The 15,267-nt window shown below is 34.5% G+C and carries 8 protein-coding genes; 2 read left to right on the forward strand and 6 right to left on the reverse strand.

Annotation, left to right across the window (positions count from 1 at the left end; all coding sequences use genetic code 11):
* Positions 1 to 2: 2 nt before the first annotated feature.
* From FC748_RS09700 to catA, 5 genes are all read right to left on the reverse strand, one after another.
* Entirely contained in the window at positions 3 to 1,799 is a 1,797-nt protein-coding gene (locus FC748_RS09700) for a sensor histidine kinase (protein ID WP_108030433.1), read from the reverse strand.
* The gene (locus FC748_RS09705; RefSeq protein ID WP_108030432.1) at positions 1,799 to 2,482 is read right to left on the reverse strand and encodes a response regulator transcription factor; all 684 of its coding nucleotides are present in this window, start codon (positions 2,480 to 2,482) and stop codon (positions 1,799 to 1,801) included. Before FC748_RS09705 ends, FC748_RS09700 begins: the two co-directional genes overlap by 1 nt.
* A 273-nt stretch (positions 2,483 to 2,755) precedes the next feature.
* The gene (locus FC748_RS09710; RefSeq protein WP_108030431.1) at positions 2,756 to 4,288 is read right to left on the reverse strand and encodes a hypothetical protein; all 1,533 of its coding nucleotides are present in this window, start codon (positions 4,286 to 4,288) and stop codon (positions 2,756 to 2,758) included.
* Positions 4,289 to 4,311: 23 nt separating this feature from the next.
* Positions 4,312 to 6,246: an ABC transporter ATP-binding protein/permease gene (locus FC748_RS09715; RefSeq protein WP_108030430.1), complete on the reverse strand. Its 1,935-nt coding sequence runs from the start codon at positions 6,244 to 6,246 to the stop codon at positions 4,312 to 4,314.
* A 1,576-nt stretch (positions 6,247 to 7,822) separates the two neighbouring features.
* Positions 7,823 to 8,488 (reverse strand): type A chloramphenicol O-acetyltransferase, encoded by a 666-nt coding sequence (gene catA / locus FC748_RS09725; protein ID WP_108030428.1) that lies wholly within the window; start codon positions 8,486 to 8,488, stop codon positions 7,823 to 7,825.
* Positions 8,489 to 8,677: 189 nt separating this feature from the next.
* Here catA and FC748_RS09730 point away from each other — a divergent pair, with 189 nt between their 5' ends.
* A complete protein-coding gene (locus FC748_RS09730) occupies positions 8,678 to 9,127 on the forward strand; it encodes a GNAT family N-acetyltransferase (protein ID WP_108030427.1) in 450 nt (149 codons plus the stop codon).
* 454 nt (positions 9,128 to 9,581) lie between these two features.
* Here FC748_RS09730 and FC748_RS09735 read toward each other — a convergent pair whose 3' ends face one another.
* On the reverse strand, positions 9,582 to 11,510 hold the full coding sequence (locus FC748_RS09735; protein WP_108030426.1) for a sigma-70 family RNA polymerase sigma factor: 1,929 nt from the start codon (positions 11,508 to 11,510) through the stop codon (positions 9,582 to 9,584).
* A gap of 1,154 nt (positions 11,511 to 12,664) precedes the next feature.
* Between FC748_RS09735 and FC748_RS22425 the strand changes: the two genes are divergently transcribed.
* Positions 12,665 to 15,160, forward strand: a complete 2,496-nt coding sequence (locus FC748_RS22425; protein ID WP_108030425.1) for a winged helix-turn-helix domain-containing protein — start codon at positions 12,665 to 12,667, stop codon at positions 15,158 to 15,160.
* Positions 15,161 to 15,267: the final 107 nt, after the last annotated feature.

Raw genomic sequence — 15,267 nt, forward strand, 5'->3', positions numbered from 1 at the left:
GATTAGTAATCCAAGTAATCTGTACTAACCGCTTTCAAGTCAAAGTAAAATTCGACTCCATTTTTAGTATTATTTACGCCAAAGCTACTATGATGACGTTCCAGTATTTGTTTTACAATAGCTAAACCTAAGCCTGAACCACCAAATTCTTTGCTTCTTGATTTTTCTACTCTGTAAAATGGATTCCATATTTGTTCCATTTCTTTATAAGGAATGAATGTGTTCTCATTCTCAATTTTGAACATATATTTGTTTAAACTCTCTAGATAGATAATTTTGATGTTGATACGGTTTTGTTTTGGTGTATATTTTACAGCATTTATAAATAAGTTGGTGATGACTTGTTCAATTCTTTTTATATCCCCACTTACATAAGCTTCGTCATCAATTTCAAACAGAATCTGCAATCCTTTTTCGTCAGCCATTACTTTGAATTTATCGAACACCTTTAAGAAAGTATGCCATAAGTCAAAAGTGCTCTCAATAAGCTGATATGTAGGAGACTCCAGTCTCGAAATATCAAGCATTTCTTGCACCATTTCTGTCATTCTGTCAACTTCATCCAAAATAACATCACAAAATTTTAAGTCGTTTTGGTCGTATATCCCATTTTTTATACCTTTAATATAACCGTTTATTACAGTTAAAGGGGTCTTTAATTCGTGAGATATATTGGCAACAAACTCTTTTTCTTTTTCCTTCAACTTCAACTGTAATTCATAATCTTGTGCAAGTTTTTCATTGGCATGGACTAATTCCGTAATTTTCTGTTCTAGGTTTGTAGAAATTTTGTTCAATGCCTCGCCCATTTGTCCTAGCTCGTCTTTGGAATGGACAAGATATTTTTCGCTGAAATTTTGATTTGCAATCTGATTCGCGATAGTGCTCATTTTAACTAGAGGCTTGGATAATGTCTTAGAGAAAATAATAGCTATTAAAATAACGATAATCATCGTGAAAACAAATAAAATAATATAGTACTGATTTAAATTTCCAATAACCTCATCTACAGATTGAAGAGAAGTGACAGCGAATATTACTAAATCTGTTCCTTCCACATTTTCAGTTAACACTAAATTATTAATGTCTGTCTGTGTATCCCGTACCGTATATATTTGATTTGGAGATACTCGTTCTTCTTTTCTATTCATCATGACAAGCATTTCTTGAATGAGGACATTTTTTTGCGCTATGAAGGATTTACTTTCAGTTGGTTTCGAAATCACTTTCCCTTCAATTGCAATAGGCTTAGGCTGCTGATTTATTAAGTCATTATCATCTATAGTGAATCTTTCAAAAAATATCGAGGATATCTCGGGTGGCACTAAGACTTGGGTACCAATTTTGATTTTATTCGGGAGAACCAAGGATTCCTTATCATCCAGTAAAAGCCCGTCTATGGATATGATGTCTTCTTCATTTATTTCTTTATAGTCGATGGCTAGTAAATCATCTATGATATTATACTTCTTGTTGTCCTTCGTTCTGACCACGAATTGTGTGTAGTTATTGTTTAATGACGATCCGTAATGATGCTGAAGTTGATCATCGATAACCGAAATGATAGCATTATTACTCTCTGACATTTCGGAAATGTACTGATTAATAGCGTCAGTTGGCTCATGATTATTAATCTTTGATTGAATTGCACGAGCAAACTCTTCCATATTTTGTTTCTTGTTATGGATATAATAAGGTTCGAAATAAATCGATTGAAAGACGATTTGGATTATAAATATAGAGGTAAATAATAAGATATGAATTAAAAAAAGCTTATAGGCAATCCCTCTTTTTCGCATTATTCCACCTCGAATTTATAGCCTAAACCAAATATGGTTTTAATTAGGTAGGCTTTATGCTGTAGGTTTTTTCTAAGTTTTTTGACTTGCGCATCAACTACTCTTGCGCTTCCGAAATAATCATATCCCCATACTTCATTTAATATTTGATCTCTAGACAAGACAATATGCTTGTTTTCCATCAAATATAGTAAAAGATCAAATTGTTTTGGCTCTAATTCAATGGACGTGCTATCTATCCATACTTCACGTGTAAGTTTGCTAATCGTGACTCCTTTTAGTGTCAAGGTTTCTTTATCTTTTTCTTCTTTTTTAACAGTATAGATTCTATCGAGAAGAACTTTAGATTTAGCTACTAGAATCTCAGGATTAAACGGCTTAGTCATATAATCGTCCACTTTAAATTCATAGCCCATCAACTGATCTTCTACTTCTGAACGTGCTGTCAGCATGATGATAGGAATGTCTGATTTTTTTCTAATTCTTCTGCACACGGAGAATCCATCGATCTCTGGTAGCATGATGTCAAGAATAATTAAATCGACTGATTCTTCTTCAAACATTTGCAGACCAACCTTACCATCCGTCGCAATTAGGATTTTGTATTCGTTCATGGTAAAATAGTCAGCTATTATATTAGCAATTTTTATTTCATCTTCTATAATTAAAATCGTTCGCTTCATTAATTATCTCCTCAATCAATAAAGTGAAGCTATAATCAGTGGGGGTTACTTAACCCTCTCTCATTAGTAATCTTCACTAATCGGCTTTTACGGTCAGTAAATACTCCCAGCTAATTTCTTTGCATCGCTGAATATTGAGGTCTGAGTCTTGTACCTGACGCTTCGGTTTCACTACAAATAAATTACTACCCGTTAATACGGGATAAAGCAGGCATCTTCATAGTAGATTTACTTGCCGTACGAAGAAGGATGCCTGCTAAATATATGGATACGTTAGTTCACCAATATTTGATACTCTCCGTCTTTTTCTACATACTTGGCATCAAAAATTAATAAATCATCTCTTTGAATCGTAAGTAGTTTATCCTGAGAGAACTCAATATCTTTTTTAGGAATAAATACAATCGTGTAACCCATTATCATTGTTGGATTCATCTTCTCCGGATTTTCCAAACCTTCCAAACCTTCCAGAGGAGCTTCTATGAAAATAGATTTCATTTTATTAAGTTTAATTCGAGTATCTGGAAGAAGAATTTCTCTAGTCGCTGTCTGTATTTCTGCCGGAATCTCTTTATATTGATATTCTACAATCATATCCTCATACATAACTGAAGAGTTTTGGATTGTCACAGGGATTCTAACTGCTACATATTTGTCATCCCTCTGTTTGGATGCTATATCATCTATATAAGATTTTAGCTTACTATTATAAGAATTGTAATAATCAGCGTTAGCTTTTTTAATATTTTGATGACCTTCAGCTTTTTTGCTACCGAATTGAGAATTTAATAATCCTAAAGGAGAAGCTGTTAATATTGTTTTGTCATTAAGGTTCAAGTCAACTGCAGAGGCAATTGCTAAAGCTCCAATATCATAAAATTCTTGACCCTTCATCAAGAGTACTTTTTCTTGCTCTTGATCAGCTGGAATAAAGTTATCTATGATACTTTGTGCAGTCAACTCATTTATTTCTTCTGTAGTTGCGTCTGGATGTTTAATCATCTGATATGCTTTTGCATCTAGATAAGTAGCCATTCCTTCAATATTATCGTAGCCATCCTGATGCTTATTCTTTTTGTTGCTATTTAGATATAATTCATAAAAATATACTGCTTTTTGAACCTGATTTATTTTTTCATCTTTGTTCTTGCCAATAGCCTCCTTCAGGTACTGGTACATTTCATTTCGGTAATATCTACTGTCAGTATCTTCAGGATATGTTTCAGCTCTTGTACCAAGTCCTTCCACAGAATTTCCAGACTGTAGTAGAATATGAATCCCTTCATGCACAATAAACTTAAACACACGTTCGTATGTTTTCTCACCTGCGTCAGAATACAAGTCTGACGCAAAATCAAGGTTAAATGCATAGGTAGGATGATCGTTAAATGTTGTTAATTGGAAGGGGGTGACTAACAATTGTGTATCCTTAATGGAATCCGTACTGTACTCAATCACCTCGTCTTTAGTTCCAATATCGGTCTTCTGGTTGTTAATCAAATAGGCCATTTTATTTGAAGGATTTAATAATAATATTTGCTTATCATCAGTATTGAACGATGGCCATAGCTTGCTTGCATCGTCTATCAAAATCTTTTTAATATCTTTCACTAATTCAGGCGTTATTTCTCTACTTTTTTTACTATTTTCAATCGGGTTGCTATCCATCGAATCTTCGTTCGTCTTCTGGGATTCTTCAATCTTTTTGTTTTCAGGCTTTTCGGTTGTTTCCTGAATATTGTTGTTGCATGCCGTTAATATGGTTATAATCAAAATCATGAACATTAAACGTACTGTTTTTAACATAATTATCATCCTTTTTTTAATAATTAATCCTGTTTAAGCAGTTGAATCGGATTTAACTTTGCTGCTTGGTTAGCTGGAATCATACATGCCAATACATTAATAACGATGCCAAATCCTATAGTTAACAGTATTGTAAATACATCTATTTGTAACAGCTCGAAATGAATTTTAGCTTCTAGTGCACGATTTAAAATAACCTGAACCACAATGCCTAGAACTGTACCATTGATAGAAGCCATGCCCCCCAACAAAATCGCTTCTGAAAAGAAGATCCAGCGAACTTCTTTGTTCCTGCCGCCAATTGCTTTGAACAAACCGATTTCTTTTCTACGCTCTAAAACACTGATATAAAGAATAATTCCTACCATAATAGAGGAGATTAAGAGAATTAGCATAGAAACTCCAGTAATAGCAAGCTGTATATTTTTAAATGTTTTAGTTAACTCTTTCAATACATTTTCAGGTGTTGTAATGGTATAGCTTTGTTTAAACTGGTTGACAACTGATTTGATTGAACTTTTATTATCCACATACACTTCATAGTTGTTGGTCGTTATTTCTGAGTCTTTTCCGATAAATCTTGAACGTTTAACTACTTCTGTATGGAAATCATAGGGAATATAAGAATATTCTTTTCCAATAAAAGATTGTTCCGTAATGGCAGAAATCTTCAGCTTTTGCGTGTCCCATCTAGAGGGATAGCTTGTAATTTCGTCCATAGACAGAAATTTAATAGTTATCTCTTTACCGATTAATTCTTCCAATTTGCCGCCTTCCTTCAGCATTTTTTTGGCTGTGCTTTCTGACAAGGCTATTCCGTGCTTCCCATCGTTTGGAAGTTGACCATACAATACCTTTGGCGAGGCGTAATCTTTTCTATTTTTTTCTTTATGTAAAGACTTAACATCAAAACTGATGATATCTGGCTTTTTCTCAATTCTTGCCGATAGTTCGAATTCAGGCTGCACTAATTTGATATGCTCATTTTTCTTGAGTTCATAATAATCGGAACTAACCATATAATCTTGTTCTTTTTTAAAATCTAATTTTTTACTATCTATTACTTTATCAGATGAATACTGTATATAGTTGTCTATGCCACTCCCGAACGCCAGAGCCAGTAAAAATCCACATATCCCGATAGAGATACCTATGGATACAAGGAAATAGCGCCACCTTTTTTCCTTAATCCTGTGATAAGAAAGTCTAAATGCCGATTTCAGTTGAAAAGAACGTTTCCGGGGTTCTTCTGTTATCTCCATTTGAACAGCATCCTGAGTACCTTGTTTCCTATCCTCGATAATTTCTCCGTCTTTAACTCGAACGATTCTTGAAGCTTGCTCAGCAACCGCCTCATCATGGGTGACTACAACGACCAAGTGGCCTTGCTCAGAAATACTTTTCAATAAATCAATTATCTCTTTAGAAGTATGGGAATCTAAGGCACCCGTAGGTTCATCCGCTAAGATGATGTTTGGCGACTTAACTAATGCTCTTGCAATCGCGACTCTTTGTTGCTGCCCTCCTGACAATTCATTAGCTTTTTGATGAATCGCTTTTTCCAGACCAACTTCTTGAAGGGCTTGTACACATTTTTGGTAAGCTTCCTTTTTCTCATACGAGCTCATAGCCAAAGCCAATTCAACATTTTCCAACACTGTCAGGTGAGGAATTAGGTGAAAATGTTGAAATACAAATCCCACGTTATCTTTCCTGTAATCAGAATACTGATAATCGTTAAACGTCGACATAGGGATTTCATTTATGTACACCTCTCCAGAATCGGGTTTATCCAGACCCCCAAGTGTGTTGAGAAGTGTGGACTTTCCAGAGCCCGAAGCCCCTACAATCGCTACAAACTCACCGTTATCTAATATTAAATTTACCTTTTTCAATGCAGGAATTGGTGTTGATTTATCGGGATAATAGGTTTTACTAACATTTCTAATTTCTATCATTGAACCACCCCTTCTTTTAATTGTTATCTATTAAGATAATGGGTGGTTATGATTACCTTATGAATTCCTTATGACTTTTTTGTGACTATTGGAGAAGATTATCAAGCAGAAAAGATATCCCATAACTCCGTAGTAACTGGAATGCCAAGAAAGCGCAGGATTTTCACCTCAGAATCATCATCTAATACGGTACTCAATTCAATAAGTTTAGAATTGGCATTTACATTGTCATATATTTTAGGTCCCCCTCTTGAAGAATTATTTATTTTTAAATTACGAAAGGAATGAGAAAAATGACAATTATAAAAAAGTTTAGTGTATCCAGTTCTTTAGTTATTATTACTATAGTTGGTGGTTATGGGGATATTAAGTAGAATTCTAAGCTGCATTGTTTTGAAACTTTATGGTCCATATTTCACAATCGGGCGTTTTTCCGAGAAACTATGAAGTGGCCATCTTGTTAAAGATCATATTGTTGAGGAAAGACAATGGGTAAATGGACAATGCAGAGAAGATAATAGAATTTTTTTTGATTCTTTGTATAAAGTATATGAATGGACAGACTCATTGTATCAAGATTTCTCATATCACTTTTTAAAGAAGAAAATGGCGGTTATGCAACAGGAAAACTTTGAAAATTTTATATTATTTAATGTAAAAAATCCAAATGAAACTTATTCTTTTGCCAATGACCTTAAAATGAAATTATTAAAAGAAGCTCTGAAGAAATGGCGGTTAGCATCTAATAAATAAGAAAAAACAGGCAGGGAATAACGGAGATAAGTATTATGCTGAAACAACAGGTTAAACTATTTATACATAATAACATGGTTGGCAGCATTTCTATTTATCTCTTATATGTTGCAATTTTATATGGAAATCGCGGGCATATCACTTCGAGTGAATATATTTTACTCGGTATTAACTTGATTATCATTTTTATTACTAGCATTTTTATGTACCTAATTTACATATTATCTCTTAAAATATTTAAACGGTTATTGGTCAATAATCATTTCAGTGTGAATGGCGATAGTCCATGATACGGGAACCTATGCGGGCATGATTCTCCAGCAAGGGGGCCAGCTGTATATCAGCATCTCAAGAAAAGCTTAATGCCCGCTATTCCATAAATTGAATAGAGCATAGAAGAGTAGCGTATCCGTATAGAATATAAACAAAAGCAATTTACGTGGTTTTTGTGAAGCTGTCTTCATTTTCATATAATAATCTGATTGTGTAATCATTTGGTTATCCATAATCGTCCTTTATGTTGAATGTGGTCTGGTAACTTCTTTTTACAAAAGAAGACGATTATTTTTGTATACAAAATGGAAAGAGGCTGCCCCCACGATTTCATTGCAAAGTAGTTTTAATTACAGAAATACGCTAGTTCATCTGTTTAATAAAAAAAGTTTGAGTTAAAAATAAACATCTAAATAGGTTTATTTTGTTTAATTGTCTCCCGTTAGACATCCATAAAGCAGAAAATCAGTGCTACAATACAAAGAATGAAAGATTAATAAGTTCTTTCATGGAGATCAATAGAAAATAAACTGGTTATTAGTCACAACTACTAGTGCTCACGTATATACAACCATTCACCAAAATTATCTGCTAACTGCTGTAACTCATTTAAGAATATACTGGAATGATATCCATCGCAAACTGAATGATGTACTTGCAATGATAAAGGTAAAAATATTTTATTTTCTTGTTCAAAATACCTACCGCTAGTGATTATTGGCAATAAATACCTTCCGTCATTAATAATATTTAGGTTAAACCCTGTAAAACTAACCCATGGAATGCTCGAAATCGGGAGAGTATTTTTTGGCTGAAATTTCTTAGAGGTCATTTCTTTTATAGCACCGTATAGTTCCATATCTTCTAGATAATTTTGATAAAATGTATCAAAATCAGATGAATACTCCGTCCACATATTAGAAAACGTTTTATTATCATTATGGAAAATTGTAAAGCTAGGTATCAATTCATCCCAATATCCAAGTCTATCTTGCTCATCAAAACAAGTTCTAAATTCTTCGTGTGCATTAATAATCCTAGTAACCATATATATAAAAGTAGGATAAAACTTGATGTTCTTTTTTCGTAACTGTTGTAATAGCTGTGTGATGTCTATATTTGCAGTAATACTAAATGTACATGTTGTATGATTTAAAAAATGCTCAAAATAAGGTTTTCTATCCCAATTATCAATATTAATTAAATTAAATTTCATTTATTTACCTCCTCCAATAGTTAAAGTCTAACCTTCTTAAATCATTTTAGGTAACAGTTCTTTACTTTAATGTTTTTAATCCGTATGAATATATCGAAACCCCAATCAGAAAAGAAATGAATATCCTTTTAAATATTGCTATAATTATAGCAATATTTAAGTTTTCAAACAAAGTTTGGAGGTATATGGATGATTAGATTAGAGAAAGTGAACCCTAATAACTACCAAGAAGTTTTTGGTTTAGAACTTGTAGGAGAACAGCAAAATTTTGTTTCGTCAAATATGAAATCACTTGCACAAGCATGGGTATTTTACGATAGGGCCCAGCCCTATGCTATTTATAATGATGATACAATTGTAGGATTTATAATGTTTGACTATAGAATAGAAAATAGGAAAGTAGAAATTTGGCGTTTTATGTTAGGGAGTGCACATCAAGGAAAAGGCTATGGTAAGGAAGCGTTAAATAAAGCTATAGAATTTTTGAAGCAAGAAAACTTATTCGACTATATTCAAATAAATTATGTTGAAGAAAATCTAGTAGCAAAAAAACTTTATCAAAAAGTTGGTTTTTCAGAAACCGGAGAAATGGAAGGAAACGAAGTTGTTATGAAGCTTTCATTAGTTCAAGTTCAATAATGCTTCAAAATTCAATGAAATTCATAAAATCTCTTACCTCCATTTAATGTAATTATATCAACAGTGAATATTATCCTTAATTATTCAAAAGCAACAATCTTTAAGACAACAGCCTTAGACTAAGCACAAATTTAGCCCTCGATTGGACGCTTTATTGGTATAAATCTGACGTGATCCCTTTTAGTAGAAAAAAGATTTTTCACAACTATAGGAAAAGATGGACAAAAAAGGTATTACAGTTAACTATTAGTTTTGGTGAACCGTATTATTAGCAAGCGTGGTTTATGAGAAGAACCACCTAGAACATTGAAGTAATAATGTTTTAGGTGGTTTTCTCTATAGAATGAATAGGAGCGTTATTAGTTTGATAACAATATGGTATGAAAAGATAACTTGTTCTGTGTCTCTTTGTTTCATTTGTAGGCTTATAAAAGTTATATATTCCCCGATTTAATTAAAGTTTACTGACTATAAGTTGTCCTGTCGTTGCATCTATACCAACAATCTGCTGTTTTGTTTCCGATAGTCCCAATCGATATTGTAATACTTCATCATTTTTATTTTCATCATACTGTCTAGACCATTGTAAAAAGGCATCGGCCTTTTTTAAGGCAGGTATTACGTTCTCTATAGGTTGAATAGTTGCAGAATCATAGGAGTAAAGAAGTTCTAGGTCCATACTAGGAGACCTGAATATATCGATGAATCCCGTCGTTTTATTTACACCAACGTAAAAATGTTCCCACTCTATTTGTAAGCCAGGAGCTACGTGCAGCGGAAAAGTGAAAAATGCACGGTTTGCCTCATTAAAGGAGGATTTCTTGATTTGCATTTGTAAATAAGGAACATATTGTTTAAAATGTGTCGCAATAAATGTACAAGCAATATCGCGACAAGCTTCGAACGAAAGATCCAGTTCACCTGTACGCTCTTTAAACCACATGAACTCCTTTAAATTCCTTGAATGCTTATCAACCTTCGCCTTCACCGTATCCTCTATACGTTCAAGCAGGAAATTTTCCATCGATTTATCTTTCGGAGCTTTCCAATCTTTTTTTCGCCATACAATGCCCAGTGTATTTTCATCCATTTCGACTTCCCGTAGTTTTTCCATACAATCTGTTACACCTATAATATTTTCAAGTGTCTTCTGCTTTTCGAGTGGTTGTACGTAAGGAAACTTGGTGAACGAAGCTACATCTTCCTCAACTTCCTCTTCAAATAATGCTTTTCCATCAATTGCATTAAATGACTGGTATACAATTGGACTCTCGTAAATCGGGTACAGGCCAGACTGTGGAACAGAACAATTGTCACTCACTAAATACTTCATCGATAATGTCCACGGAGCTTTAAATACTTGTTGTAAAATCCTGTCCTTGCTGGCAAGCTGCGTAGGGATTTTTGGTGGAGCTTTCGTGTACCCATTGTACGTAAAATCAATAATTTCTCCGTACTTGGAAACGATTATTTTCGTGTAATAGCTTTCAAGAGGATAGCCTCCCACAAATTGTTTATATAAAAACTTTGTTTCATCCTCTTTTTCAATGATTGTAGACACAGTTAAATAATCTAATGCTTCAGTGTATTGCGCTGTTAAAAATTGTTCTGCAATGGCTTGCTGCTGTTGCGTTGTGACAAGTTTACCTGTTGTTGAAGGAGGTCTAGTTAAATCTAATAATTTTCCGTTCGGATCAAGTGACACTTCAATTCCTTCTTCTAATTCGTCTGTAGACCACATAAATGTAGCTTGTTCGTTTGAATAATCCTCTACTAGTAATTGATAGTTATCAGGAATTGACACAAAGTTTAGCGCTAATTTCGCTAGTTGTTCCTTTAGCATATGTACCACTTCTTTCTGCTTGATTGACTTGTTCATTCGTTGTTCTAGTTGCTTTTTTAATTGGATACGACCACGATGTAAATACATTTTGATCGTATTGATTGGCTTATCTAGGAGATAGGCGATTTCTTGTACTTTAAAATCATAAAAATAAAATAATATAAGTACGTTTTGATAATCTTTTCGAAGTAAAGACAATGCCTCATGGACAAATTCGTAGTTCACTGATGGCTCTTGTTCAAATAGCTGTTGCTGTATAAGCTCGGTTTCCACTACTAGTGTACGCTTTTTTTGTCGTAGAAAAGCAAAACATTGTCGTAGTAATATCTTAAACAGCCATGTAGAGAAATATTTTGGTTCTTTTAATTGATGCATTGATTTAAAAGCTTGAAGCAATGTTTCTTGTACAATATCTGATGCGTCTTCTCTGTTACTAACATAGGAGTATGCTTTTGCGAGAAGCTTAGACTTTTCAGCTTCTACTAGCTGCTCAAATGCAGCTTGCTGACCGTCGATAGCTGCTCTTACTAATTGTTCCATCTAAATCCCTCCTATATTGTTAGAGTAACATTTTAGATGAAAAGGTTTCACTAGATAATGAATTTTTATGTTTTTCCTTATATTTTGTAGAGAATTGCCAAAATGGACGACAAAACGACAATTTTATCAAGTCGAATGTATGTGCGCTCTCGGTGAAAAAGTAAAAATTATGAGGGATCGCTTTTTCTATTGCAGCTAAGGGGGCAGATCCTGCGGAAATACGCCCCTAACACTCAACTATTACCAGTTTGTCGTTCAATCTCTCACACAGTTGTACTTAAAATGTCGGCCATGACAGCTTTCACCGTAGACATCGCGTTTTCATTCGACTCCACAGCATAATACATTGGCGTAATGACCTCTTGCTTACAAGCAAACTGCATATCTTGTAAATCATCGTTTGTAACACATACACTACTTGATCTTAATAAATACGCCAATGTATGGTGTGAAGATGCTTGGAATTGATCAAACTTCGCATCATGTTTTCATTCTCGATAAACTTCAATTCGTACAAACCTTCTAGTTCTTGTTTGACCTGAATCAAACTATTCTTACCATAGAACACACGTTGCAGCCTTTTATTAAACGTGTACTTAGACTGCTTATATTTATTGAATAACGTGATTTTGTTACGTTTTAACCATTTCTCCTTACGTTTAGGCTCAAAGAGTTATACATAGAGGAATTTGACCGTAATATTGATTGTTGGTAGACCTTCAAGTGACATTGTTATCCAAAGAATAAAAGATAGTCCATAATCCTGCTTCAATTGTTGACAAAAGATACTTCAACTTCCCATCATCTAATAATCCGTTCCAAATAAAATTATGCAACGATTCTATTAAATAGTGGGCAAAACGTAAAAACCATTGCTGAACGATTAGGAAATACTCCAGCAATGATTTATGAAATTTACGGGCATGTAATGAAAGAGTTGGAAGAGCAGTCAATGGAAGTGTTCAGCAGAAGTTTAGAAATGGGTGGGGCTAAAACTGGGGCTAATTAGTTTAAATAACCTTATAAACGTTGATAAATCAATGTTTTTATCATTTATCTAATGCTAGGACTATTAACATTCGAAATTATGTTAACACTTGTAGTAAAATTAATTACATCATTATCCTAAATTTAAAAAAATGAGGTAAAAAAAGATGTCTACTACACTAGTATCTTCTAAATTAACTATTCCTCTCAATACACCTGATTTGATTGAGCGCAAGCAATTGTTTGATCTTTTACAGAACCAAACTTATAAAAAAGTGACGGTTCTCCGTGCACCAGCAGGTTATGGGAAAACGACTGTTCTAAGTAGTTGGTTCAAATCTAAGAAGGCAACGGTCGCTTGGCTTTCACTTGATGCTGCTGATAATGATCCGATTCGTTTTTGGACGTATGCTGTGCATGCCGTTGCAAAAGCCTATCAATGCCCTATCGATCAAGTACTTGCACCGCTTTTACACACCCAAGACCTAGCTACACTGGAATTTTTTATAAATTCATTTTTAGAGGAGCTCCATGCTTTAGCAAAACCGATTCAAATTGTATTAGATGATTATCATGTAATCGATAATCCGGTAATTCATCAACTTATGACACAATTTATCGAGTACTTACCTGTAGAGATACACGTCTATCTAACGACTCGAACAACCCTAGCCCTCCCTATTGCTAAGTGGCGAGTGAAACAATGGCTACAAGAATTCGATGCGGATCATTTACGCTTTACGTTCCAAGAAACGAAGCAATTTTTTTCTTGCAAACAGGTAACACCACTCAATCAACAATTTTTACAACAAATGTTGGACAAAACGGAAGGATGGGTAGCGGGCCTATTATTAACACGCTTGGCAAATGAACACCAAGTTGACTTATACGATCATATCGCACAACCGTTTATTTCTGAATTTTTATGGCAAGAAATCATTCAAAACCTTCCGACAACAACGCAAAAATTTCTTATAAAGACCTCCCTACTGCACGAGCTAGAACCAGCGATATGTGACCAACTAACAAAGCAGTCAAATAGTCTTGAACTGTTGGAAAGTTTAGAAGCAAAAGGTCTATTTATTATTCGTCTCCAAACAAAAAAGCCTGTTTTTCGCTACCATCATTTGTTTGCCGAAGCTTTACAAGTAGAACTAAATAAACAGTATTCCGTGCAGCAAGTACAGACTATTGTCCAAGAAGTCTCACATGCTATTTATAATCAAGGAAATTATCATTCTGCCATTGAACTTGCACTTAAATATGAACAATATAATCAAGCTGCTTTATGGATTGCAGAACATCTTGTCCAGCTATACGCTTCCGGGCAAACGACAACATTCATGCGCTGGTTGCATCAACTTCGAAGTGCTCAGTATACCGTTTCGTATGAAATGCTTGTTATCGGCTTCCTAACTTCTATAACAACAATGGACACAAAAATAGCTACTTCTCTAATGGAAGAGCTTGAACTGCGACAGCATGTAGAACAATGGATGGCGCAAGAAGAGCATGCTGCAATGGCCTATATATATGAAAGTGCAAAAGCGTATGCCATTGTCGCTTCTGGCGGAAATTTACAATTGGTTGAAGAGATTATGCGCAATTTGCTTGCGAATGGTCCTGCTCCTTCTCGCTGGGATAATGTTCCGATTCCCTATAATATTTTTGAATATAAGATTTCACGTACAAGTATTGGCTCTAAAGGAAAACTGCAACTGTTTGAAGAAGGCGAAGCTGTTAGCAAACTTTTTCGAGAAACAACATTACAAACTGCAAATGTGACAGCATTTAGTTATGGGGTTGCTGCTGAATCTTTATATGAGCGAAGTTTTATAGAAGCTGCCCAAAAAGAGTTGGAAATCGCCATTGCATTAGGTCAACAACATCAAGACCCAGGTTTATATATCCCTATGTATTTACTTAAAGCGAAAATATACGCTCATCAGCAACAGTCAAATACAGCCCGTATCATGTTGTCTCAGGTGTTAGAAGATGTTTCGGAAAAACATTGGCAAACGTCGATTCAAATTATGCAAGCCTATTGTTTTATCGTCGAGGGAGATAGCCAAAACGCAGAGATGCTCTTACTAGCAACAAAAACAAAGCAACCATTTTGGCAGCTCGTTTATGCTCGTTTATTGTTATTAAAGGACACACCTCAGGATGCACTACCAGTAATCATTCAAGTTAAAACAAAGGCACAGCAAGATGATCAAGTTGCAACGATGATAGAAGCAACAGTACTAGAAGTTATTTGTCAGCATCGTTTAGGAAACACTGCTATTGCATTAGATATTTTACATAAAGTATTGCAATGGGCCGCTAAATACTACTATGTTCGGACATTGGCAGATGAAAAAGAGCTACTCCCCCTTCTGGAGCAATATTTTCAATTAGAATCATTGGCAGCTAAGTGGAATCCTTACCCAGACTATTATTTACATTATTTACAAAGCTGTACAACCAATGTAGTTCGTCATGAAGTGTTGACACCGCGTGAAAAAGAGGTATTTGATCTGTTAGCCAAGGGTGTAACCAATCGTGAAATTGCAAACATGCTAAATCTATCGGCTGGCACTATTCGCGTTTATTTATCTACTATTTATCAAAAACTAGGTGTAAAATCCCGTTCACAAGCTATTCTCCTTGCCAAAAAGTAATAAAAAGCAACTAACAGCTCTTGAAAGCTGGTAGTTGCTCTTTTTTGTCAACTTATAGACGACACGCAAAGGCCGCATAATTCATGAATGCACGTCATAAAAAAGAA

The sequence above is a fragment of the Lysinibacillus sphaericus genome (assembly GCF_005217585.1).
Taxonomy (GTDB): Bacteria; Bacillota; Bacilli; order Bacillales_A; family Planococcaceae; genus Lysinibacillus; species Lysinibacillus sphaericus.